This window comes from Elusimicrobiota bacterium, assembly GCA_016706425.1.
Lineage (GTDB): Bacteria > Elusimicrobiota > Elusimicrobia > FEN-1173 > FEN-1173 > JADJJR01.
In genome coordinates this window covers 2,124,548-2,147,470 of the sequence record JADJJR010000001.1, presented here as the reverse complement: position 1 = coordinate 2,147,470, position 22,923 = coordinate 2,124,548, and the positions used below count along the sequence as shown (strand labels likewise).

The 22,923-nt window shown below is 64.3% G+C and carries 17 protein-coding genes and 1 tRNA gene; 14 read left to right on the top strand and 4 right to left on the bottom strand.

The genetic code is table 11. From position 1 onward, the window contains the following. Nucleotides 1–4 precede the first annotated feature (4 nt). The 3 genes from alaS to IPI56_08810 all read left to right on the top strand — a co-directional run bounded on the left by alaS (nucleotide 5) and on the right by IPI56_08810 (nucleotide 4,290). Complete coding sequence (gene alaS / locus IPI56_08820) at nucleotides 5–2,662, top strand: alanine--tRNA ligase (protein MBK7545826.1); 2,658 nt, start codon at nucleotides 5–7, stop codon at nucleotides 2,660–2,662. A gap of 147 nt (nucleotides 2,663–2,809) precedes the next feature. Continuing rightward, nucleotides 2,810–2,883 (top strand) — tRNA-Arg (locus IPI56_08815). 270 nt (nucleotides 2,884–3,153) lie between these two features. Beyond that, the gene (locus IPI56_08810; protein ID MBK7545825.1) at nucleotides 3,154–4,290 is read left to right on the top strand and encodes an SDR family oxidoreductase; all 1,137 of its coding nucleotides are present in this window, start codon (nucleotides 3,154–3,156) and stop codon (nucleotides 4,288–4,290) included. On the opposite strand, the gene IPI56_08805 is transcribed toward IPI56_08810, so the two are convergent. The 3 genes from IPI56_08805 to IPI56_08795 are packed head-to-tail and all read right to left on the bottom strand — an operon-like array spanning nucleotide 4,275 to nucleotide 11,368. After that, a complete protein-coding gene (locus IPI56_08805) occupies nucleotides 4,275–6,518 on the bottom strand; it encodes a methyltransferase domain-containing protein (GenBank protein ID MBK7545824.1) in 2,244 nt (747 codons plus the stop codon). The two genes, IPI56_08810 and IPI56_08805, sit on opposite strands and share 16 nt — an antisense overlap. Nucleotides 6,519–6,520: 2 nt before the next feature. Then, on the bottom strand, nucleotides 6,521–8,149 hold the full coding sequence (locus IPI56_08800) for an FAD-binding oxidoreductase (GenBank protein MBK7545823.1): 1,629 nt from the start codon (nucleotides 8,147–8,149) through the stop codon (nucleotides 6,521–6,523). Nucleotides 8,150–8,161: 12 nt separating this feature from the next. Further along, on the bottom strand, nucleotides 8,162–11,368 hold the full coding sequence (locus IPI56_08795) for an AMP-binding protein (GenBank protein ID MBK7545822.1): 3,207 nt from the start codon (nucleotides 11,366–11,368) through the stop codon (nucleotides 8,162–8,164). A gap of 29 nt (nucleotides 11,369–11,397) precedes the next feature. Between IPI56_08795 and IPI56_08790 the strand changes: the two genes are divergently transcribed. The 11 genes from IPI56_08790 to IPI56_08740 all read left to right on the top strand — a co-directional run bounded on the left by IPI56_08790 (nucleotide 11,398) and on the right by IPI56_08740 (nucleotide 21,677). Next, complete coding sequence (locus tag IPI56_08790) at nucleotides 11,398–13,422, top strand: hypothetical protein (protein ID MBK7545821.1); 2,025 nt, start codon at nucleotides 11,398–11,400, stop codon at nucleotides 13,420–13,422. Between the two features lie 59 nt (nucleotides 13,423–13,481). Continuing rightward, the gene (locus IPI56_08785; protein MBK7545820.1) at nucleotides 13,482–14,060 is read left to right on the top strand and encodes a LemA family protein; all 579 of its coding nucleotides are present in this window, start codon (nucleotides 13,482–13,484) and stop codon (nucleotides 14,058–14,060) included. A 12-nt stretch (nucleotides 14,061–14,072) separates the two neighbouring features. Then, nucleotides 14,073–14,981 (top strand): hypothetical protein, encoded by a 909-nt coding sequence (locus IPI56_08780; GenBank protein ID MBK7545819.1) that lies wholly within the window; start codon nucleotides 14,073–14,075, stop codon nucleotides 14,979–14,981. Between the two features lie 16 nt (nucleotides 14,982–14,997). Further along, nucleotides 14,998–15,234, top strand: a complete 237-nt coding sequence (locus IPI56_08775) for a hypothetical protein (protein MBK7545818.1) — start codon at nucleotides 14,998–15,000, stop codon at nucleotides 15,232–15,234. After that, on the top strand, nucleotides 15,231–16,403 hold the full coding sequence (locus tag IPI56_08770) for a DegT/DnrJ/EryC1/StrS family aminotransferase (GenBank protein ID MBK7545817.1): 1,173 nt from the start codon (nucleotides 15,231–15,233) through the stop codon (nucleotides 16,401–16,403). The genes IPI56_08775 and IPI56_08770 overlap by 4 nt, the downstream gene beginning before the upstream one ends. Then, nucleotides 16,400–16,993, top strand: coding sequence for a hypothetical protein (locus IPI56_08765; GenBank protein ID MBK7545816.1), 594 nt, complete (start codon nucleotides 16,400–16,402; stop codon nucleotides 16,991–16,993). Before IPI56_08770 ends, IPI56_08765 begins: the two co-directional genes overlap by 4 nt. Further along, nucleotides 16,990–17,133: a hypothetical protein gene (locus tag IPI56_08760; GenBank protein ID MBK7545815.1), complete on the top strand. Its 144-nt coding sequence runs from the start codon at nucleotides 16,990–16,992 to the stop codon at nucleotides 17,131–17,133. Before IPI56_08765 ends, IPI56_08760 begins: the two co-directional genes overlap by 4 nt. Before the next feature lie 17 nt (nucleotides 17,134–17,150). Beyond that, nucleotides 17,151–18,524 (top strand): response regulator SirA, encoded by a 1,374-nt coding sequence (locus IPI56_08755; protein ID MBK7545814.1) that lies wholly within the window; start codon nucleotides 17,151–17,153, stop codon nucleotides 18,522–18,524. 39 nt (nucleotides 18,525–18,563) lie between these two features. Further along, the gene (locus tag IPI56_08750) at nucleotides 18,564–18,851 is read left to right on the top strand and encodes an ATP-dependent Clp protease adaptor ClpS (GenBank protein ID MBK7545813.1); all 288 of its coding nucleotides are present in this window, start codon (nucleotides 18,564–18,566) and stop codon (nucleotides 18,849–18,851) included. A 57-nt stretch (nucleotides 18,852–18,908) separates the two neighbouring features. Beyond that, nucleotides 18,909–19,304, top strand: coding sequence for a hypothetical protein (locus IPI56_08745; protein ID MBK7545812.1), 396 nt, complete (start codon nucleotides 18,909–18,911; stop codon nucleotides 19,302–19,304). Nucleotides 19,305–19,400: 96 nt separating this feature from the next. After that, the gene (locus IPI56_08740) at nucleotides 19,401–21,677 is read left to right on the top strand and encodes a hypothetical protein (protein ID MBK7545811.1); all 2,277 of its coding nucleotides are present in this window, start codon (nucleotides 19,401–19,403) and stop codon (nucleotides 21,675–21,677) included. A gap of 72 nt (nucleotides 21,678–21,749) precedes the next feature. Here IPI56_08740 and IPI56_08735 read toward each other — a convergent pair whose 3' ends face one another. Beyond that, nucleotides 21,750–22,769, bottom strand: a complete 1,020-nt coding sequence (locus tag IPI56_08735; GenBank protein MBK7545810.1) for a c-type cytochrome — start codon at nucleotides 22,767–22,769, stop codon at nucleotides 21,750–21,752. Nucleotides 22,770–22,923 lie beyond the last annotated feature (154 nt).

Below are 22,923 nucleotides of genomic sequence, written 5' to 3'. Positions count from 1 at the left end.
GCCCATGAACGGCAACGTCATCCGCGAAAAATTCCTTTCCTTTTTCGAGGCGGCGCCCCGGCGCCACACCCGCGTCCCCTCGGACAGCCTCATCCCGTCGTCGGACCCGACGCTCCTCTTCACCTCGGCCGGCATGGTGCAGTTCAAACCCTACTTCCTCGGGCAAAAGGTGCTGAAGGGCGGCCGGGCGGTGTCCTCGCAGAAATGCCTGCGCACAACCGACATCGAACGGGTGGGCTTCACCGCGCGCCATTTGACTTTTTTTGAAATGCTCGGCAATTTTTCCTTCGGCGATTATTTCAAGACCGAGGCCGTCGCCTGGGCGTGGGATTTCCTGACCCGGGAGATGGGGTTGGACGGGAAACGGTTGTATTCCACGGTTTACAACGAGGACGACGAGGCCTTCGACCTGTGGAAGAAATTCCAACCCGAATCGAAAATCGTGCGCATGGGGGCCGACACCAATTTTTGGAACATGGGTCCCACGGGTCCCTGCGGCCCGTGCTCGGAGATCCTTTACGACAAGGGCCCCGCGCTCTGCACCTGCGGCGCCGGCGCCGCCTGCCGCCCGGAAAACGATTGCGACCGCTGGATGGAAGTGTGGAACAACGTGTTCACGCAGTTTGACCGCCAGGAGGACGGCTCGCTCAAACCCCTGCCGAAAAAGAACATCGACACCGGCATGGGCCTTGAGCGCCTCACGGCGGTGGTCCAGGGGGTGTTCACCAATTTTGAAACGGACCTGTTCCAGCCCTTGATCCGCCAAACGGAACAGATTTTGGGCAAGTCCTCGGAGGGCCTCGCGGGCAACGCCCTGGCGCCCTTTCGTCTGATCCCCGACCACGCCCGGGCCTCGACCTTCATGATCGCCGACGGCATCATTCCTTCCAACGAGGGCCGCGGGTACGTCCTTCGCCGGCTTATTCGCCGCGCGGTCCGCCACGGCCGCCAGAACGGCCGCGCGACCCCCTTTCTGCATCTTTTGGCCGACGCGGTTGTGACGCAAATGAGCGGGGCCTATCCCGACTTGACGGCCAAGCGACCCAACATCGTGGCCCTGGTCCGCCAGGAAGAGGAGCGCTTCTTCGAAACCCTCGAGAGCGGCACCGCCCGCCTGGAGGATTTGGCGAAAGAGGCCCGGGCCGCGGGCCGCAAAACCGTTTCGGGCGCGGAGGTCTTCCGCCTCTACGACACGCACGGGTTTCCGCCCGACATGACGCGCGACATGTTGGCGGAGCGCGGCCTGTCGTTTGACGAAAAGGAATTGGAGACCGCCCGCCGGGACGCCCAGGAAACCGCGCGCGGGGCCTGGAAGGGTTCGGGCCAGGAGGACACCGGATTTTACGCCGGACTTCATCGGCGCGTCGGTGACACGGCGTTTAAAGGATACGACACTTCCCTGATTCCCAAAACCCGTGTCCTCGCGATCCTTAAAGACGGCAAAGAAATTGATGACCTGGCTCAAGGCGAGGAGGGGGAGATTGTTTTAAGCGAAACCCCCTTTTATCCCGAAGGCGGCGGGCCGGTGGGCGATACCGGGACAATTGCCAACGCCCACGGGAAGGCCGATGTTCTCGATACTCAAAAGCCCGTCGAAGGATTGATTGTTCATCGCGTTCGAGTCACCAGCGGTCGGTTTACAAAAAGGGCGGGTCCCGAAACAGGAGAACCCACCGTAACGGCCACGGTGGCGGGTTCGAGGCGTGAGTCGATTATGCGCCACCACACCGCGACCCACTTGTTGCACGCGGCCCTGCGGCGGGTGTTGGGCGCCCACGTCACCCAGGCCGGCTCCACGGTCACGCCGGAGAAATTGCGTTTCGACTATACCCACACGGGCACGCCCACGGCGGAGGAGATTCAAAAGATTGAAGCCGACGCCAACGCGAACGTCCTGCGCGACATCGCGCGCCCCGAACGGGTGCCCGAAATGTCCCTGCCCGAGGCCCAGTCCGCCGGGGCCATGGCGTTTTTCGGCGACAAATACGGCGACAAGGTCCGCGTGGTGAAGTTCGGCGAGGCGACCACGGAAGTGTGCGGCGGGATTCACGTTCTGCGCACCGGCGAGATCGGTTTGATCAAAATCGTCGCGGAATCCTCCATCGGGGCCGGCGTCCGGCGGTTGGAGGCGGTGGCCGGGCTGAAAGCCTTGGAGTATGTTTACGGTTTGGAACGGGACGTCAACGAGGTGGCGGGGCGGTTCAAGGTGTCCCGGACCGATATGATCAAGCGCCTCGACCAAGCCCTGGACAGGAACCGGCAATTGGCGAAGGAACTGGAAGAGGCCAAATTGAAATCCGCCCAGGGCGGCGCGTCCGGTTCGTCCGAGGCCAAGGACATCGGCGGTGCCCGTTGGGTGGTTCAGGCGGCGGCGGATCTGGATGAGAAATCCCTGCGGTCTTTATCGGACCGACTCAAGGAAAAGTCCCCCGACGCGGGCGTCATCGTCGTCAGCGGGGGCGCGGAGAAAATCGCTTTCGTGGTGGCCTTGCCCGCCGGACACACCCAGGCCGGGTGGCACGCCGGAAAAATCGCCCAAGCCTTGGCGGGGAAGATCAGCGGCCGCGGCGGCGGGCGCCCCGACTTCGCCCAGGGCGGCGGCAAGGCGACGGTCTCCGTCGACGACCTGCTCAAGCAGCTGCCCGAAATCCTAAGGAAATAGTAAAATCCAAAAGTTCCCCGGAACCGGAATGATGTTCGTGGCGGGAACAACCGAAGCAACCTTTCATTTTGTGCCTGTGACCGACGCGGGGGAGCGGAGGGAATGGTTGGAGCGCGATAGCGCGGAAACCAGATGTACCTTGATTTTGTGCCTGTAGCTCAATTGGATAGAGCGTTGGCCTCCGGAGCCAAAGGCTGAGGGTTCAAGTCCCCCCAGGCACGCATATTGGAACGCATCTTCCCCACCGGAATGACTGGGGGACTTGAAGCCGAGTCCGCCGCTGCCACGGAAGGCAGAAAAGCCCGGCGAAAGCCGGGCGGCAGGCGGACCGGCCGGGTCTGGCGGAGCGCCGAAGGCGCGGGGGAGGACAAGTCCCCCCCGGCACGCATTTTATTTTCAATTCGGGAGTGCCTGGGGAGACCCTGCCTCGCTAAAGCGAGGCGCGCCCCGCGCGTGCCATCCTTCGCGGACCCTTCCTCTCCTTTTCTCCCATGAAAAAAATCCTCATCACCGGCGGCGCCGGCGTGATCGGTTCCGCGGTGGCCGCGGAGTTGCTGAAAGACCCTCAATGGGAGATCGTGCTCCTTCTCCGGCCCGCCCCGAATCAAACCGTTCCCCAGCGGCTGGACGACCTGCGCGATTACTGGCGAGAGGACGGGGCGACCGAAGAGCAACTGGCGCGCGTGACCGCTGTGGCGGGGGATGTGACCGCCGAGAATTTGGGCCTTTCGCCCCGGGATCACACCGCGTTGCTCCAAACGACGACCCACATGCTCCACGGGGCGGCCAACGTCAAGGTCAACATGTCCCGCGAAGAGGCCCATCGGTCCTCGGTGGCCACCACCCTCCGCGCCTTGGAATTCGCGGCCGTCGCCCCCCTTCAAAAATTTGAATACATCAGCACCGTTGGCGTTGGTGGAAAGCTCAAGGGCCCTTTACCCGAAGATTGGATCTTGGGGTCCCGCGATTTCCACAACACCTACGAATCCTCCAAGGCGGAAGCGGAGGATCAAGTGATGATGGCCGCCGAAGGCGGTCTCCCGGTCACCGTCCACCGGCCCAGCATGGTGGTCGGGGATTCCCGAACGGGCCGGGTGCGGAGCTTCCAAATTTTCTACCACTTGATGGAAATGTTGAGCGGCCGCGCGGGCGGGGGATGGGTGCCCCGCTTGCCGGGGTTCCGGCTGGATGTGGTTCCCGCCGATTACGTGGCGCGGGCCGTGACGGCGTCGCTGGGCCGGCCGGGGTGGATCGGCCGCGTCTTGAATTTGAGCGCCGGCCCCGACGGGGCCTGGCCCCTCGAAACCTATGTGGAGCGCCTGCCCGCGCTTTACCGGGAGAACGGGGTCGCCGTGCGCGACCCCCGACGCATTCCGTGGGCCTTCTTCCAGGCGATGGTGCCCCTGTTGGCCCGGGTGGGCCCCCAAAAACAACGAACGCAATTCAAGAACCTCCCACATTTTTTGAGTTACTTGGGTTCCCGGCTGGTGTTCGACAACACGCGGTCGCGACAAACCCTGGAAGCGGCGGGGGTGCCTTTGCCGCCCATGGACACGGTGTTGCCCGCGATCGTGCGTTATTACCTCGCGCGGTGGAAAATCCGCCCCGGGGCTCAGACCGGGGTGTAAGGTTCTTTCAACAGGGGAAACACGATGCGGTGCCAGTTGGATTCGGCGCCGAGGTCGGCCAGGAGCGCGTGCTGGCCCCAGAGCAGGCGGAGAATCGCGACGAATTCCACCGGCATGCGGAGGGCCCCCTTCGCGCCCCGTTGCAAGGCCAGGAGGGAACGAATCTCCTGACGCACGAAATCGCGCGTGAATCGAAAGGACCGGTCGTCCATCCACGCCCGGTAGACGACACGGCGGTAGGTGTCGTACATGGCGCGGTGATCCATGGATCGCCCCGGTCGCTCGTACCCCAACCGGCGGTTGACATCGCGGAAACGTTCGAAATCCGCCGCGCATCCGGCCAGGGACTGTTCCTTCCAAAGGGCCAAAAAGGCCGGTAAAAACCGTTTGGTGAATCCGAAATCGAGGAACGCGACCTTCCCGTCCACGAAGAGATAATTCCCGGGGTGCGGGTCGGCGTTGTAAAGGCCGTGCCGGTTGATGGAAACGGCCGCCATGCGCCACACGATCTCGGCCGCCTTGTTTTTCTGTTCCGGCGTGGCCGACGCCTTGAATTCCTCGTAGGTTTTTCCTTCCACACAATCCATGGTCAGCACATCCGGGGTGGTGAGATCCGTGTACACCCGCGGGACGATCATGTCCGGGTCGTCCGCGAAGGCCCGGCGGAACTCCTCCTGATACGCCCCCGCTTTTTGAAAATCGCATTCCGTGGTGATCAGTTCCTCCAATTCGCCCAAAAGCTCCCGCGCGTTGGGCAACCCCCACAGCCCGCGCAGCAGCGGGGCAAAACAACGGAGGAGGAAAAAATCCGATTTCACCGCCCGGAGAAGGCCCGGGTAGCGCACTTTGACGACGACCCAGCGGCCGTTCGGCAGACGGGCCAAATGCAATTGACTGACGCTGGCCGCCGCGATGGGCGTGTCGTGCCATTCGGCGAAAATCTCCCCCAACGGCCGACGCAGGGATTCCTCGACGGTCCGCCGAATCACCGCCGGGTCCAAAGGGGGGGAACGACGTTGCAGGGGGCGGAGCGCGCGCTGAAGCGGGCGCGGCAGGTCCTCGGTCAAATAGCTGGCCATTTGACCGAATTTCATCACCGGCCCTTTCAAAGCGCCCAGGTCCTCCCGCAGGACAGCGGCGAGGCGCACGATAAACCGGCGCCGCCGCGCCGCCGCGGACCGCCGAAACCCCCCGCCCCGCCAGAGCGCCCAAAGCCCGAGGACGCGCGCGGCCAAGCGGAGGATCCGGACGGTGCGCGTGACCCGCGCGGTGTGCACGGTCCCGATGACGGGCAGGGTGGCAAAATCGAGCATGCGCAGTTTCGCGATCTGCCCCGCCAAAGGGGAAAAGGGGCCGAAGGGGTCCTCGGTCACGCCGCTGAGCCGGAAAAAGAACCGGAGATCGTCGAGGTCGCTCCGTTCGCGCGCGGGCCGGGCTTCCCGCCGGGCGCGAAATTCTTCGGCCACGCTTTCGGGCAAGGGCCGCGGGGGCGTTCGAAGCAGGACAACGAGCGGCACCTTGAACGTGCCGCGCACCTCGATGCGGTCGCCCCAGTGCCGTTTGGCCAGGGCGCGGAAGTCGTCCAAGGTGAAGGCGGCGCGCATCGACCGTTCCTTGTCCAGCGTGAACAGGTAGGGTTCGTCGCGCGAAGTCAGGTACGCCATGTGGACCACCGACTTGACGGATTTCAGCCGGCCAAAATCGTTGATGAACAGGGCCCCCTCGGGCCGCAGCACCCGCTTGATTTCCCCGAAGCACCGGTCCAAATCCTCGCGGCGGGGCAAATGGTGGAGCGCGAAAGACGAGATGACCCCGTCGAAAGAAGCCGTGCCGAAATCGGTCAAGCGCGTGATGTCGCCCTGCACCAGGCGCACGTTGTCCAGCCGATGGCGTTGGACCGTCTTCCGCGCCTCCGCGAGCATCGGCGCCGATAGGTCCACGCCCGTGAAATGAATGGACGGGTTCATGGCGGCGATTTGGCAGAGCAGGGTGGCCGGGCCGCACCCCAGATCCAAGACCGCGCGGCAACCCGGCACGGTCTGCGTGGTGTGCGCGTTCATGAAGAGGTAGGTGCCGGCCATGGTCGGGGTGTGGCCGCCCGCCACGTAGGCGTCGACTTCGGTGGGATCGTCCATGACCAGGGCCGTTTCCGGCTCGCGGCGCAACGTCCGGCGGGCGAGCAGTTCCCGAAGGAAAGGCGGCAGGAGGGCGAGGCGGGGAAGATGCATTTTTATTTCGGGTCGATGCCGTATTTCCCGGGGGCCAGAATATTGCGGGGATCGAGCGCGGTTTTGAGGCGCTCGGCCAGCGCCTGGAACTCCGGCGCGGTACGGTAAATCCGGCCCATGAAAGCGGTGCTGGTGCGGTACTGTTGATACCCCAAGGCCTGGGTCGTTTCCGCGATTTCGTTGTAAAGCGCGAGCACCCGGCGGGTTTCCTCGGCGTCGCGCTTGTCGTAGAACAGCGACGTCAGCAGGATGACCGAGCGGGGGTTCGAGACCATCAGGGCGAAATTGATGTCCAATTGCCGTCGCCGCGCCAACGCGCGGCAATGGTCCACCAGCCCCGCAACCGCCCGCCCCTCCAGGGGCACGACGGGCCCGGCCCAGATGCCCCCGCACCCGTCGCGGGCGGGGTCGATGTCGGTGTCCGGGGGTTTCGTTCCGTGGCGTTTCATGTAGGCGTGTTTCACGAAATAATCGCTGGGCCGGCCCTGCTCGATGGCGTGCATTTCGGGAAGGGCGGCCGCGCAGGCCAACGGCTTTCGAAAGAGGAGCATGGACAGCCGATGGGCCGTTGCCGGGGGTCGTTTCTTGAGAAACGCCACGGCGCGTCGGATCCAGCGGTTGAGCGTGTCGCCGATGAACCACAGTCGCCCCAGGGGCGCGAGTTCCCGTCGGATCAGCGCCTTGGCCGCCCGCACCTGGCCCGCCGAACCGTAAAGCCCGGCGGCGAAGGTCCAGGGGGCGATGTTGAATTGTTTCCGAAGGGCCGCCCGCCGTTCCTCCGTCAAGCAGGGGGCGCCGTCCAGGAGGTCGCGGGGGTTTTTGGCCACCACCCCGAAGGTGGTCACGTCGTTGATGAGGTGGATTTTGCTGCGCAACGCCCCCGCGAAGGCCAGGCGGCGGAGCGCGTCGATCAAGTGGGGGAAATCCTCCTCCCGACGCAATTCGAAAAGGCACGAGGCGAACCGCTCCGGCGTGGGCATGAGCCAGAGCCCGATTTTTGTGACGACGCCGAAGTTGGATTGACTGAAGAGCCCCTCCAGGTACGGGCCGACCCCCCATTTGTGGACGTTCCAGGTTTTGTTGCCCTCCAGGGACCCCCCGCCGGTGCGCACGAGGGTTCCGTCGGCCAACACGGCTTCGATGCCGCAGATGTTCTCAAAATGATCGCCGTAGGGGGTCTCCCCGATGCCCCGCTCCAGGGCGTTTCCGACGACGCTGCCGTCGGCCGGTCCGTCGGTGCAATCGGTCCAGAGGCGGACGCCGCGGGACTCCAGATGCGCGTGCAATTGGCGGTAGGTTACTCCCGGTTCGATCACCGCGTAGGCCAGTTTTTCGTTCACCTCCAAAATCCGGTTCATGCGTTCCAGCACCATCACCGCGCCCCCGGCCCGGGCGGGCGTGGCGGAACCGTAACCCCAGTTTTTCCCTTTGCCGCAGGGCCAAACGGAGAACCCTTTTTCGTTGGCCAGACGAAGGACGGCCCGAATGTCTTCGATGGACCCGGGGTAGACGAAAACTTCGGGGGGTTGGACTTCGGGAATGAGGCAACGCGCGCGGCGCTCCACCTCCGCGGGGTCGGACACCACGCGGTCGGGGCCGAGAATTTTTTTTAAGGCGTCCTGATCAATCATGTTCCCTCCGTTTTATTCGCGGCGCAGTCCGTAAAGCTTTCGACCGGCCTGGTCCCAGTCCGGTTGCGGGCCGAGGTGGTCCATGGGTTCGATCGGGGATTTCAAATAGGGCACAATGAGGCGGTGCCAATTGGCCTCCGCCTCCATATCGCAAAGGAGCGCGTATTGGCCGAAGAAGAGGCGCGAAACGGCGACGAATTCGGGCGGCACCCGCAGTCGACCCACCCGGTCGCTGTAGACCACCAGGTTGTCCATGGTTCCGAGAAAAGCGGCGTCGAAGCGGAAAAGTCCGTCCCGGCGCCAGGGCCTGTACGCGCAGGCCTGGTATTGCTCCATCAGGGCTTTGTAATTGACCCGGCCGCGTTTCGCGGTGAAACCCAGGGCGCGGGTCGCCTTTTCAAAATCGGTCAAGTTGTTGGTCATGCCCGCGATGCTTTGTTGTTTCCACAATTCGATGAACGACGCCGGCCACCGTTTGACAAACCCGAAATCGATGAAACACACCCGCCCATCCAGGAAAAGGTAATTGCCCGGGTGCGGATCGGCGTTGAAGATCCCGAAGCGGTTGGCCGAAAGGGCCGCCAGCTCGAAAATCGCGGCCCCCGCCTGATTCTTTTCCGCTTGCGACGCCGCCTCCTTGAACCGATCGTAGGACACGCCGTTCACAAAATCCATCGTCAACAAGCGCGGCCCGCTGTGACTCGTGTGCACCCGGGGGATCAAAACGCGGGGGTCGTCGCGAAACATGGCCCGGAAAATTTCCTGGACCTTGGCTTCGGCTTCCAGGTCGCATTCCCCCGCGAACAACCGGCCCAACTCCACCACCAAATCCCCCGCGTTGGTGATGCCGACGAACCGGCCGAGGAGGGGCAGGATCCAGCGGAGCACGTGCAGGTCGGCCGCGATCACGCGCGTGATGTCGGGGAAGAGAACCTTGACCACCACCTCCTCGCCGGTGCGCAGGCGCGCCCGGTGAATCTGGCTCATGCTGCCCACCGCCATCGGGGTCGCGGACCACTCGGCGAAGGCCCGGTCGATGGGGCGCTGGAGGCTGTCCTCCACGATGTCGCGAATGCGGTGTCCGGCCAGGGGGGTGGCCGCCGCCTGCAGGGTCGCCATGGAGCGTCGCAGGGCCTCCGGCGCCTGGGGCGCCACGTAGCTGATCATTTGGCCGAGTTTGACCGCCGGGCCCTTGAGGGCGCCCAGTTCCTTCGCGAGCAGGTTGCCGGCCCGCACCAACGACTCGTGCCGACGGCGCGCGCGCCAGGCCACGCCCAGATCGCCCCAATGCAAACGGTCGGCCAGGCGGCTCCAGGCGAACCGAAGGCCCATGGCCAGCAACCGGCGGAAACGGGTCCCGCTGCCCCGCGGCGGGGGGGGCGCGGGGGTCAGGGCGCCCAGGCGCTTTTCCCGGACGGCGCTTTCCGTCAACGGCAAATAAATCGGTCCCTCGCCTTCGGTTCGGTCCACGATGGAGAAGAGGTCCTCCAGCCAGGGTTTGTAACGGTCCTCGATTTTGCCGCGGCGCAATTTGAGGTTGGACGTCAACTCGCCGGCGTCGATGGAAAAACGGTTCGCCAAGATCAGGTAACCCCCGGGCCTTTCGTGGGCGGGCAGATCGGCCGCGCAGCGGGCGAGGTCTTCTTTGATCCTTTCCCACGTGGGCGGGGGGATGACGCCGTCCGTTCCGGGACGGGCCTCGGTCGGCAGTTTCGTCCAGTCGAGGGTGACCAGGGCGGCCAGGCGTTTGTGGTTGGCGCCGAACACCACCGCCTGGTCGATCAGCACGGATCGTTGGAACGCCTCCTCCACTTTGCTGGGGGCGATTCGCCGTCCCGTGGAGGTCTTGATCAACGCCGATCGCCGGCCCGTAAGAGTCAGAAACCCCTCCGCGTCCAGGGACCCGTTGTCGCCGGTGTCGAAAAACCCGTCGGGCGTGAAAGGGAGGACCAAGGCGTCCCCGTGATAGCCGTGGAACACCCCCGGGCCCTTTATGAAAATCTCGCCGGCGGAGCCCAGTCGAATCTCGTTTGGCGGCAACGGGAGGCCCACGGTGCCGAAACGGTAGAGTTCCGGACGGTTCATGGCGACGGGGATCACGTTTTCCGATAGGCCATAGGCTTCCAAGACGAGAAGACCGAGGGCGTGGTAATACTCCAACAGCCAGGCCGGCATGGGCGCGGACCCGGAGACAAGGAACCGCACACGGTCGCCCATCACGCGGCGAAGACGCCTGAGAATCAGGCGATCGGCCAACCCCCGGGCGAGCCGCAACCCCCACCCCGGGGATCGACCCTCGCGCACGGCCACCGCCCAGCGGCCCCCGATGGCGATGGCCAGGCGGGCGACCGCGCGCAGGGGGAAAGACAGGGAGCCGATCGCGGCCTCGATGCCGGCGTACACCTTTTCATAAAAGCGGGGCACGCTGATGAACACGTCCGGGTGAACCTCCTTCACCCCCTCCAGGACGCGCCGGGGATCTTCCCAGATCCAGGTCTCGCAGCCCCGTTGGACCGCGGCCAGGTTTGTCATTCGTTGAAAGAGGTTCGAAAGGGGCAGCCAACAGAGGAGCCGACTCTCGGCCCCCAAGGCCGCGTAATTGTCGGCGATGGCCCGGACGGCCTGGACGATTTGCCGGTGCGAGTAAGCGACGCCCTTCGCGTCGCCCGTGGTGCCGGAGGTGTAGAGGAGCGTCGCCGTTCGCGCCCCGTCCGCCGGGGGCAACTCCACGGGGGCGGTGGGGGAGAACAGGTCTTCGGTCCAGGGGTCGGGCCCGGCCGGGGAAAACCGCTTGGTCTCCCCCTCGAAAGACACGATCCAAGCGAAAGGGCGGATTTCTTCGAAAGAAAGGAAGGCGAGGAGATCGACCCGCTCGACGAAAAAAAACCGGGGTTTCGCGTTGTCGAGGATTTGGCGCACCCGGTCGTGCGGGTCGTGGGCGTCGATCGCCACGAGGACGCCGCCGGCGCGGGCGACGGCGTGGTGGACCAGTTCCCATCGAAGGTCGTTGGCCGCCATCAAGGCCACCCGGTCCCCGGGGGACAACCCCCGGGCCAACAGAGCCCCCGCCAGGGCGTCCGACCGTTCGCGGAATTCCTTCCACGAGACATTCCGCCAAGGGCCGTCGGCCCGGGGTTTGTGCCGAAAAGCGACGACGTCGGGGGACAAGCGGGCGCGTTCGTCCAGGAGCCCGGGGATGTGTTCCTCTTTTACGCTCATTCTGTTGTTAGTATAATGCGCCGACTTCCATGAAACCAGGGAATTTCCACCCTCAAACCGTTTTCGCGCGGATCCCGCGCGCGCTCCGTTCCGGCGGGGCGATTCTGGGGTTCCTCCTTTGCGCGGGGACCCTTGCGGGGTTCGCCTATTGGAAAAACCACGGGGCCGCGCTGATCGCCGGACCGGCGGCGGCGCCCGAGTTCGATTTGGTGCTTCGGCCGGACCGCGAAATTTACGCCCACGACGCGTTGGTGGAGTTCCTTCTTGAACCGGCTTCCCCGAAAATCACGGCCGCTCTGCGGGCGTCGACCGCGCCGTTCCACGGGTGGGTCGAACGCGGGGGGCGTCCGGTGGAGACCGTCGGCGTGTTGACCCAAGTGCGTCTGCGTTACGACGCGACGTCCGGAATTTGGCGCGCGCGCTGGCCGGTGCCCTGGAACGCCCCCGACGGCGATTACAATTTGCGGTTGGACACGTCCGCTCTGCCGTCGGGGATCACCGCCGTCCGCCAAAGCGGCTTCCGTTTGGCGTCGCGGACTTTTGACCCGGTGCCGGCGGGGCTCGGCGTGCTGACGCTCGAGGGGCAGGGGTCCCTGGCCCGCTTCGCCGGGCCCGACGGCGGCGAACCGCGCCTCTCCGCTTTGGCGGAATGGGCCGATTACATCGGCGCGGACACGGTGTTGATCCAGGGGGCGGAATCGAGCGGGTTCACCGCGAAATTGCCTTCGGATTTTCCCTGGCATTCCCGCCCCCGCGGCCCGGTGACCGACCTGGCCAAAGAGTGCCACCGTCGGGGAATTCGTCTGGGCGTTTACATCCTGTCCTTCATGGTGGGCGGCCCGCCGGAATATTCGCCCGATTACCAATACGGCGTCCACTACCAAAAAGGCCAGGCCATCGCGGGTTTGGACTTGCCCAAGCGCCGCGGCGTTTCCATCCGGGAGGAAAAGCGGCCCGGGGACATCGTGAAAATTCTGAACCATTGGGCCGCGGTCGAGGGCGTCGATTTCCTCGGTTTGGACTACATCCGCCCCGTTTTTGGCAGTCAGGAGTTGGTCGACGATTTTGTCCGCGAAATGCCGGGCGTGGAAAAGCCGGCGGGGTACGACGATTGGACGCCGCAACAACGCATGGTCTGGATCGGGCGGGGTCGCATGCTGGCGCCGCGGGCCGATCAACGGACGGAGCCCCGCTACCGGACCTCCGACCAATGGTTCTGGTACCGGGCCCATCGGACGGCGGCGGTGGTGCGTCAAATCACCGCGGGATTTGCCGGCAAAAAGCCCATTTGGGCGTTCACCTTGTCCTGGCAAAAAGGGTGGGAACACGGCCAGGACCCGGCCATGATGCGCGACGCGGGCATCGACATCAACGCCATCATGTTGTACGAAGCCGACGCGGCCCAATACCGCGGCTTGGTTCGACAATGGAACGCCTACACCCGGGGCGCTCCATTCAACCTCGTGGTCGGCAACACCTTCGACTGGCGCCTCCATCAAAAAACCCTCGATCCGGCGGGTCCCGAGGCCATGGTTCAGCGCGTCTTGGCCGCCGTGGAACGGTTTCAAGACCAACGGCCCGTGCGGGGCATTTTCCTGCACGACCTGCCGCGCGCCCTGCGCGGGTCGATTGGTCCCTACCCGCCCAAGGAATGGATGTTGGCCGGCGGGTCGGCCATCACCCGCTTAAGGGAAATCCACGATGTTCTTCCCTACCGGGTGAATTGGGTTTGCCCCGAATCCCTGAAACCGGGGGTGCTCGGCACGGCGACCGTTTCGCTCGTTCGCGGGACCGGCCCGGTCCGGGCGGACATTTACACGTCCGCCGACTTGACGGCCTCGCCCGTCGAGGTGGTCCTCTCTTCGGCGACGCCCACGGCCACGGTTCGGCTCACCTGGAAACCCACCGATCGGTCGACGGTTCGGGGCGACCGTGTGTTTGCCGCCGTCCGCACGACACGGCCCGAAGCGCGCGGCGATCGGGCCCAAATCCACGCCTCCTATTTGAGGGGCGAACGCGCCGCCTCCGCCCCCGCGGCGGCCCCTTCGGAGTGAAGGGCCTTGCGGGGTTTCCGATTTGACCCCATAATAAAACCGATTCCCAGGAGGATTCCATGACATTGTTGGTTTTTTCATTCGTGGCGGGCGCGGCGCTGATCGTGTTCTTTTACGGTGTGGGGATTTACAACGCCCTGGTCCGGGTGAAAAACAACGTTCGGCAGGCCTGGTCCAACATCGACGTGATCCTCAAGCAACGCCACGACGAGTTGCCCAAGCTGATCGAAACCTGCAAGCAGTACATGAAGTACGAAGCGGAGACGTTGGAGAAGGTGATGCGGGCCCGGGCGGCGGTGTCCCAGGCCCAGTCCACGGGCAACGTCGGAGCCCTCGGGACCGCCGAAGGGCAACTCCGCGGGGTGCTGGGCGGGTTGTTCGCGGTCGCGGAGAATTACCCCGATCTCAAAGCCAACGCCTCCTTCCAAAGCCTGCACGCGCGCATTTCCCAATTGGAAAACACGATTTCCGACCGTCGGGAACTCTACAACCAAGCCGTGACGATCAACAACACGCGTCTGGAGCAGTTCCCCGACAACCTCATCGCGGGTTTGGGTTCCTTTGAAAAGTTCGAGGTGTTGAAGTTCGACGCGACCGAAACCGCCGACGTCAGCGTCGGGGCCCTCTTTAATAGATAGCCGCCCGGCCCGATGTCCAACGATGCCATCGGGTTGGTGTTGGGCGCCCTGCTCACCGGGGGCTTCACGGTCACCGGCGGTCTTTGGGCGTGGCGGGGGTGGCGGCGCGCCCGTTCGGTGGAAGACACCCCCCTGGCAAAAATCGCCAGCGTGGCCCAGGGGGACGTCCATCTGGAAGGCCGCGCCCGCCCCCTCAGCAACAAAACCGCCGTCTGCCCTCTCACCGGCACCCCGTGCCTCTGGTACGCCTACCGCGTGGAGCGCTACCAGCGCTCGGGAAAAAATTCCCGTTGGGTCATCGTCTCCCAGGGGCGGAGTTTGGATTTGTTCGGGTTGGAGGATGAAACCGGCTTCGCCGTCGTGCATCCGGCTCGGGCGGAGGTGATCCCCGCCCGCCGGCGCGTGTGGCGGGGGCATTCCCCCTCGCCGCTCGCCGAACCCGCGGGTTTTTTGGGGGCGCTGTTTGCCCCCACTTACCGCTACACCGAGGAATTGATTGTCCCGGAGGAAACGTTGCGGGTTCTGGGCTGGTTTCAGTCCCTCGACGGCACGGTGCGGGGGCCTTCGGTGAACGACCGGCTGCGGCAATTGAAAGCCGATCCGGCCGCTCTTTTGGCCCGGTTCGACACGGACCGGGACGGGCAAATCAGCCTTGAGGAATGGGACGCCGCCCGCGCCGTGGTGGAGGCCGAGGCCCGGGACGCCGCCCTGCGCGCGCCCGCCGGGCCCGTGGTGCACACCGTCACTTTTCCGCCGGATTCGGGCCACCCTTTCGTCGTCTCGGCGTTGCCGGCGGCCGCCCTGGTGCGTCGTTACCGCTGGTCGGCTTTCGGGGCGGCGTTGGGCTTTATCGCCGCCTTGACCGCCTCGGCCTGGCTGGTCCGGGCGCTTTTCGCGACCGCCCCCGGCGTCCTTCCATAAACGCTAAAATCCCGGCGTGACCGAGCCCGACGCCGACCTCTACGCCTACCAACGGGACGAACTGCTTTCCCGCCTTCAAAAACTTTTCGACGATCACGCCCCCTGGGTGGTGCACGGCCGGGCCCTTTTGGATCCGGACGACATCGCCCGCCTGCGGCAAAAAATCCGCCAGGGTTACGGGTTTTCCCGTCGGGAGAGGACGGCGTTGACCGAAGCCGGTTTCCACGTGGACGCCCTTTTCCCGGGCCGATGAGCGGCGCCCGGGCGGAGGTCGCGGATTATCTTCAACGGCGCTTCGGCCGCCGTTTTTGCGTCTTAACGAACCGCGGCACCACCGCCTTGACGGCGGCGCTGCGCGCGCTGGACCGCCCGACGGGTGCCGCCGCCCTGTTCCCCGCCGTCCTGTGCTCGATTCCTGTTTTTGCGGCCCGCTTCGCGGGGTGGACCCCGGTCTTCGCCGACGTGAACCTGACGGACGCGAACTTTGACCCGACGGACGTGGCGCGCGTTTTGAGGGAATGCAACGGCCGCGTGGGGGCGGTGGTTCCCGTGCACATGTTCGGCAGAATGGACGACGTGGAGCGGCTCGAAAAAATGGCCGCGGCGGCGGGGGCGGCTGTGATCGAAGACCTCGCGCTTTCCCTCGGGGCGGAGCGCGACGGCCGTCCGGCGGGGTCGGTCGGGACGATGGCCTGTTTGAGCTTTGTGCGCAAAATGATCCCGCTCGAAATGGGCGGCGCGGTGATGACCGACGATCCCGAACTCGCCCGCCGCGCCCGCGATTTCATCGAATCGCTGCCTCCCCTGCGCCCCGGCGAAGGGGCCGAAACCGCGGCCGCGCTCCGCGCCTTTCACGCGTTGACCGGTTTCGTGGCCGCCGGCGACTGGCGTCGCCGGGAACTGCTCGATGGGTTCGAGGGGGAGTTTCGGCGTTTGTTTCTGGCCCGCACGGCCGACGCCGATTGGGACGCGCGCACCGTCGTCGCGGAAATCGAGAAATTGGACGACGTGCTGCGCGCCCGCCGCGCCCGCGCCGAAGTTTATGAGACGGCGCTGCACCACCCCGGGGCGGTGCCCCTCGATCGCGGCGGGTCGGCGCTCTTCGCCTATCCGGTGCGGCTGAAGGGCTGGACCGCCGAGGACCTCCTGGATTTTGCGGCCGAACAGGGGTATACTTTTCGTCGGATCGCCTACCCGGACATCCACCCGGTGTTCGGGCCCCGCCGGCCGATGCCCAACGCGGCGACGATCGAACGGGAAATCGTGGGATTGCCTTTGGACGACGATCGGCCGGTTTCGGAATTCTGGGGCTACGCGGCCGACTTCGATAAAATGTTGGGGGCGTATGAAAGCGTGGCCCCCCATCGGACACCCCCGGATACGCGGGGCCGGTTGGAAATGCGCATGGGAGGATTATCATGAAAACAGCGATTTTTGCGTGGGCGGTGTTGGCCGCCTTGGTCGTGACCGGTTGCGACCGGCCTTCGAAGGACACCGCGGCCCCCGCCGCCGCGCCGAGCGGCGAGGGACCAACGAACGGGACCGAAACGGCCACCGACGGGGCTCCGGCCTCCGACGCGGACCGGGACACGAAAGGCGCATCGACGCCCACCGCCGCGGAAGCTAAAACGCCCCCGGCGCCCGCCGCCGCGCCCGCCCCCGCAAAGTCCGGTTGGTTCGATCGCTTCGCGACCGCCGTGCGCCGACGCTTGAGCGTGATGACCGGGGGGTGGATTCGTCCCCCCGTGGCAACCCCGGAGCAACAAGCTCAAACCAAAAAGGACGTCACCGAAACCCAAAAGAAAAACCAGGAGTTGATGCGGCAAATCGAGGACCAATCCAAAAAGCAGATGGAAATGATCCAGATGCAAAATCAAATGATGCTCCAACAGATGCAGATGATGCGTCAGCAGCAACAAGCGTTGCAGAACACCCTCCAAGCGCAACAGCAAACGCGGCAATCCCTGGACGCGGCCAACCAGGCCCGTCAACAGCAGCAAAACAACCGGTGAAGACCAAGACGACCTCCCCGGTGGATCCCCGCGAGCGGGTGGCGTTGGCCGGGCGGTTATTGCCGCCCTTCGCCACGGCGGTTTGCGCCCCCCCCCGGGAGGGGTGGATCCCCGCGGTGTCCCGGCGCGTCCGGGATTGATCTTTCAAGGCCAAGGCGTGAGCGAACAACTTCATCTCTTCCCCCAGCCGGAGCAGAACAAAATCACCCGCATCATCAAGCGCGACGGTCGCTTGGTGGCGTTCAACCGTCTCAAAATCGTCAACGCCATTTTCCGGGCGGCTTCGGCCGTCGGCGGGAAGGACCGCGCCCTCTCCGAAACCCTGGCGGGCCAGGTCCTGGCCCGCTTGAACGGCGGCTACCCGGCGGGCGCCACGCCCTCGGTCGAGGAAATTCAAGATGTGGTGGAGCGCGTCTTGATCGACCACGGTCACGCGAAAACCGCCAAAGCGTTCATCCTCTATCGGGCGGAAAAAGCCCGGTCCCGCGAAGCCCGTCCCGAGGTGGTCGGCGTGTCGGACAACATCCCCTACAAGGTTCTTTGGCGGGTTTTGTCTTGGAACGCGGACCACGGTTGCCACACCCTCGCGGGGCTCCGCCAGGTTTGGGAAAAAGGTGGGTGGAAAAAGCTGATCCGCGACGCCGAAAAGGCCTATCACGAGGAAATCCACCACGTCGCGGGGTTGATCTTGAAGCGGCTGCCGGAAGTGCGGCTCGTGATCGTGGCCGGACCCTCCAGTTCCGGAAAAACCACCACCACGCTCAAGATCAGCGAACGACTGGCCTCGAAAGGACACAGTTTTGTGTTGCTGAACCTGGACAACTACTTTCGGCCTCTCGCGGAACAGCCCAAGGACGAATACGGGGATTACGATTTTGAAATGCCGGCCGCCCTCGATTTGGACCTCATCAACGAGCACCTCGGGCTTTTGATGGAGGGCCGGCCGATCCGCATGCCGATTTACAATTTCAAGACGGGGGTTCGGGATAAAGAGACCCGGGAGTTCCGGTTGAAGGCGGGGGAAATCCTTCTCATCGACAGTTTGCACGGGTTGTACGAGGGGATGACGAAGAACATCGCCCCGGAAAGCAAGTTCCGCTTTTACATCGAAGCCCTTTGCCAGATCAAAGACGCGGATGAGGAATTTGTGAAGTGGACCGACCTGCGCCTCTTGAGGCGCATGGTGCGCGACAGCTGGCACCGGAGCTACGACCCGGGCATGACCGTGGGGCACTGGCATTACGTCCGCAAAAGCGAGTTGCGTTACATCGTCCCCTACATCCACTCGGTGGACTACATCTTCAACGGCTCGTTGCCCTACGAATTGCCCTACCACCGCCAGCGCCTGCACGCGCTTTTGCCCGAGATCGTGCGCCGTTTCCGGGGGGACCCGAAAAAGGCCGACGCCTTGTTGCGGGCCGAACGGTTGACGCGGCTCCTGGACGCCCTGCCGGTCCTCCCCGGCGACGCCGACGTTCCGCCGAACTCACTTCTCCGCGAGTTTATCGGGGGAAGTCAATACCACTACTGATCCCGTACGAAGGAAAAATGCTAAAATACTTCCGTGAGTATGGCGGCGTTTCCTTCCCGTTCGTCCGGCCGGCCTGAAGCCACCGACCGCTCCGGTCGCGGGATGGGTTGTCGGACCGTCTTGCACAATTGCGATTGCCACACGTTCCAAGAGGTCGCCGCGCAATTGATGAAGGCCATCCGGTGCGATTTTCAGAGGGGTTTGGCCCTCGCCAACGTTGTGCACCACACCGGGAGCGCCACGGTTTACCAGGGCCACCGGGAACGCTGCGAAGCGGTGGCGGCCGTCCTGCAGTCCATCGGACTGCGGGCGGATGTTGTTAAATAGTTTGGTTTTCGTCGGCGGGCGCTCGGGGCGCCCCCGTCCGGTCCCAGGGAGGAATCGATGAGCGCACAAACACACAACAAGAAGTCCGGCATCCGCAAGAAACGCTCGGCGGCGGCGAAGCCCGCCCCCGCTGAGAAAGCCCCCGTCCTCAAGGCCCCCGCCGAGAAGCAACCGGTCGAGGCCGTTGGAAAAAACTACGTGGTGGTCGATTTCCCGCAGGAAGGGGAGATCCTCACCAGCCCCCGCTACACGCTGCGCGTCAGCACGAGCGCGGTGGAGAACGTCCAGATTTCCATCGATGGGCGCGACTTCCAACCGATGCGTGAATCCGTCGGCTTCTGGTGGTACGACTGGGCCAACTTCGGCGCCGGCGCCCACACCCTGGTCGCCCGCATTCAGGTGGGCAAGCGGTCCCAGAAGTCCAAAGACCGTTCCTTCACGGCCATCATCTAGCGGTTCGATCGAATCCCCCGCAACGCCGATTGACATAAAGAGTCTTTTTTGTTCCAATATGCCCGCGCGGGCATATTGGAACAAAAGGGATTGTCCATGATCTTCGCAAAAAGGTGGGCCGGGGTGTTGGTCGTGCTGGGGGGGGCGCTCGGCGCGATGGCGGTTCGGGCGAACACGCCGCCCCCGATCGGTCCCGTTTACAGTACCGTGGACGGATTGCGTCAATTTTGGATTTACGATTCCCGGGGGAACAAAAACCTCCTCATCGTTTACCTTCCCACCAACGCTTTAACGCAGAACAGCGTCCCCATGGCGGATCGGGTGGTCGCTTATTCCAACGACGTGGCTGTGACCGCCACCTCCGTCAACCGGTTCCATGTGACGGGATTGGCGGACGCGTCGCTGAACGCGCTGATCGATCTGCCCGTGCCCTCTGGGACGACGGGGAGCGACGCGTCGTTGGCGCGGGTCCTTTTTGTCTCCCCCACACTGCTGCACCTCACGACACGCAACGGGACGACGTATTACTACGACACGGCCCAGCGCCGATTCCGCTCCGCCCCCGCCGCCGAGGACGCCCTCGCCGTGGACCCCGCCGTGACCCTGTCCACCTTGAATGTTTCTTCTTGGCCCCGTCGATTGCCGGTGTTGACCGTGGCGCCCGACCCCTCCGCGGCGCGGGTGAGCGACGGGAACCCGGTGGTTTTTGATTTCAACACGAATTGGGGCGGCTGGGCCGGCATGGGCCTGGACAGCGACGATTACGGGACCCCGGCCCTCGAAACCGTGGATCTATCGAGCTGGAACCAATTGGTCGTCGGATTGAAAGGGGCGGTGCCCCGGGTCAAGCTGGAAATGGTGGACGACCAGGACCGCAAACACTTTTTTTATCCGCGCGGCCTCTCGGCCGCGGAGGAAAAGGTCTGGGTGCTTCCCCTGGAGACGGCCCGGCGGGTGGTCAATTTGGCCCGTTTGCGGTTCGTGTTCCTTATCGTGGAAACGCCGGCCGCTGTGGGCCGACTGACCCTTCGTCGGGAGCCCACGGTCCCGGACGAATGGGCCCCCACCTTACTGTCCCCGGACCAGATTCAGGCCCCGGGACGAACCCCGGGGGTCGTTCGCTTTGCCCCGAACGGGGACGCCTCGCGGGAAACCGCCACGCCGCGGGGGCTTCTCTTGGATTTTCGAACGGGGGGCGGGTGGGTGACGGGGACCTTTAATTTTGACGATTTCAGCACGCCCTCTTTGGAAACCATCAACCTGTCCACCCACGCGGCTTTGTCAGTCGGACTTCGCGGGTTCGCTCGGGAGGGCACGGGGTCTTGGGCCGATTTGGGCCGGGTAAAACTGGAGGTCGAAGACGCCCAATTCCGAAAATTCATCACCCAACTCACGGGGGTGACGGCGGATCGGGAAAGGGTGTGGTCCCTGCCCATGGGGGTGTTGGGGGCGGCGATCAACACGAGCGCGGTGCGTTTCATCACCCTGGTCGTCGAAGGTTCTCCAAACCGAAACGGGCTGTTGCGGGCCAATTTGGTTCCCGGGCGCGAGGAGTTTCCCAACCCCCTCCTCGCCCCGGCGCAGTTGGGGGGCTTTCCGGGGGCGGCTTTTATCACGCGGGTCGCGCCCGAGGGGAACGCCACGTCCGTCACAAAAACCACGCGGGGCATTCTTCTTCAGTACAGGACGGGAATCGAAGGGTGGGCGGGGGGCGGCTTTTCCTTTGATGATTTTGGAACGCCTTTTATTGAGATTCGGGATTTGAGCGCCGTGGACGCATTGCGTTTCGGTGTGCAGGGGGATGTGGAACGGGTGAAGTTGGAATTGGTCGATAACGTCGACCGCAAACACACGACGTTTCTCGACGGGATATCCCCCGGCGAGGAAAAAGTTTGGACCGTGCCCCTGTCGAACCGCGTCCAAGGCATGGATCGTCGATTCACCCGGTTGATTTATTTCATTGTGGAAGGAACGGGGCGATCCGGGTCCCTGCGGGTCAATGTGGTCGCCCCGGGGGCGAGCGCCGGCGCCCTGCGCGTGGTCGCCCCTGCTTCAACGGAGTCGGCGCCGCCCGCAACGGAGGGGTGGGGTCGTGTGAGCGTCTTTCCCAATCCCGCCGTGGGGGTGGAACCGACGTTTCGCGTCGAATGCGCGGGCGTCGATGCGGTCCGTTTGATGATCTTGAGCGTGACCGGGCGGGTGGTCGCCGAGGCCATTATGACCCCCGCGGGAACGGTCGGGGGCCGGACGGTGTTCGAACACCGGTGGTCCGGGACGGACGCCGCGAGCGGGGTTTACGTTTATCGTTTGACGGCCCAGGGGGGCCCCGCGGCGTTGCCCCCTAAAACCGGGCGGTTCGCTCTCGTCCGCTGAGTTTCCCGAAACAATCACAGGGGCCGCCGCCCATCGGGCGGCGGCCCCTGTTTTGATTCGCGCGGATAACGATTAGGGAAGCGCGGGCTCTTCGATGATCGCCTTTTCTCCGTTCAGGGCTTTCATGAAGTTCACGACGTCTTTGATTTCCCGGGCCGTGAGGTTCAGGGGTTTCATTTCCTTGTCCAGCCAAGGGTTTTTAACCCCGCCCCGGTTGTAGAACGCCATCACGTCGTCCAAGGTGGCTTCCGACCCGTCGTGCATGTAGGGCGCCGTGTCGGACAGGTTGCGCAAGGTCGGCGTCTTGAAAGCCCCCCGGTGACGATCTTCTTTGGTTTGCGCGTGGCGGCCGAGGTTGGTTTCCTTCGCCGTCATGCCCACCCCCAGGTTGTGGAAATCGGAATCGGAAAAGTTGAAGCCGCTGTGGCAGACGCTGCAATTGGCTTTCCCAAAAAACAATTTCAGGCCCCGCTGGGCCGAGGCCGAAAGGGCTTTCTTGTCCCCGGCTTCGAAGCGGTCGTAGGGGGCGTTGCCCGTCAAGACCGTGCGCTCAAAAGAGGCGATGGCCTGGGCCACCCGGTCGATGCTGATTTCCGATGTGCCGAAGGCCTTTTCGAACAGAGACGGGTAACCCGCGATGCCCGCGAGGGTTGTCGTCGCGGCGGCGTGGGTGAAACCCATTTCGACGGGGTTTTCAATGGGGCCCTTGGCCTGTTCCTCGAGGCTCGCGGCGCGGCCGTCCCAAAATTGGATGTCCATGAACGCGCTGTTCAGGACGGTGGGGGCGCTCACCCCGCCCTTCTGGCCGTGGATGCCGGTGGAAACCTTGCCCTGGTCCGTCCAGCCTTTTTTCGGGTCGTGGCAGGTGGCGCAACTGACCGTGCCGTCGGCGGAAAGCCGTTTGTCAAAATACAACTTCTTGCCCAGGTCGACTTTGGCGTCGGACACGGGGTTGTCGGCGGGGACCCGGGGTTTTTGCAGTCCCAACGGCACGGGGTAAGGGTATTCGGCCGAATCTTCCCACTCCGCCGCCACGGTCCCGGCGATCAAGGCCAAGGTCGCGATGGTCAAAAGGGTGGTTAAACGCTTCATGGAAACACCTCCGGAAAAAATGATAACAGGATGGTTCCCACCTTACAAAAAATTACCCCGGGAAATCCAGACCGTCGGCCCGTCTTGACAGAGGGCTTTTCATATCGAAAAATAAGCGAAAATCGACCGCCTCTTCTTCCCGGACGAGAAAGAC

What these genes read in the sequence shown, in the direction of transcription:
- IPI56_08785 (MBK7545820.1), top strand. Translation starts at nt 13,482, where the DNA reads ATGACATTGTTGGTTTTTTCATTCGTGGCGGGCGCGGCGCTGATCGTG.
- IPI56_08745 (MBK7545812.1), top strand. Translation starts at nt 18,909, where the DNA reads ATGAGCGCACAAACACACAACAAGAAGTCCGGCATCCGCAAGAAACGC.
- IPI56_08765 (MBK7545816.1), top strand. Translation starts at nt 16,400, where the DNA reads ATGAAAACAGCGATTTTTGCGTGGGCGGTGTTGGCCGCCTTGGTCGTG.
- IPI56_08800 (MBK7545823.1), bottom strand. Translation starts at nt 8,149, where the DNA reads ATGATTGATCAGGACGCCTTAAAAAAAATTCTCGGCCCCGACCGCGTG.
- IPI56_08790 (MBK7545821.1), top strand. Translation starts at nt 11,398, where the DNA reads ATGAAACCAGGGAATTTCCACCCTCAAACCGTTTTCGCGCGGATCCCG.
- IPI56_08770 (MBK7545817.1), top strand. Translation starts at nt 15,231, where the DNA reads ATGAGCGGCGCCCGGGCGGAGGTCGCGGATTATCTTCAACGGCGCTTC.
- alaS (MBK7545826.1), top strand. Translation starts at nt 5, where the DNA reads ATGAACGGCAACGTCATCCGCGAAAAATTCCTTTCCTTTTTCGAGGCG.
- IPI56_08735 (MBK7545810.1), bottom strand. Translation starts at nt 22,769, where the DNA reads ATGAAGCGTTTAACCACCCTTTTGACCATCGCGACCTTGGCCTTGATC.
- IPI56_08750 (MBK7545813.1), top strand. Translation starts at nt 18,564, where the DNA reads ATGGCGGCGTTTCCTTCCCGTTCGTCCGGCCGGCCTGAAGCCACCGAC.
- IPI56_08805 (MBK7545824.1), bottom strand. Translation starts at nt 6,518, where the DNA reads ATGCATCTTCCCCGCCTCGCCCTCCTGCCGCCTTTCCTTCGGGAACTG.
- IPI56_08810 (MBK7545825.1), top strand. Translation starts at nt 3,154, where the DNA reads ATGAAAAAAATCCTCATCACCGGCGGCGCCGGCGTGATCGGTTCCGCG.
- IPI56_08795 (MBK7545822.1), bottom strand. Translation starts at nt 11,368, where the DNA reads ATGAGCGTAAAAGAGGAACACATCCCCGGGCTCCTGGACGAACGCGCC.
- IPI56_08780 (MBK7545819.1), top strand. Translation starts at nt 14,073, where the DNA reads ATGTCCAACGATGCCATCGGGTTGGTGTTGGGCGCCCTGCTCACCGGG.
- IPI56_08740 (MBK7545811.1), top strand. Translation starts at nt 19,401, where the DNA reads ATGATCTTCGCAAAAAGGTGGGCCGGGGTGTTGGTCGTGCTGGGGGGG.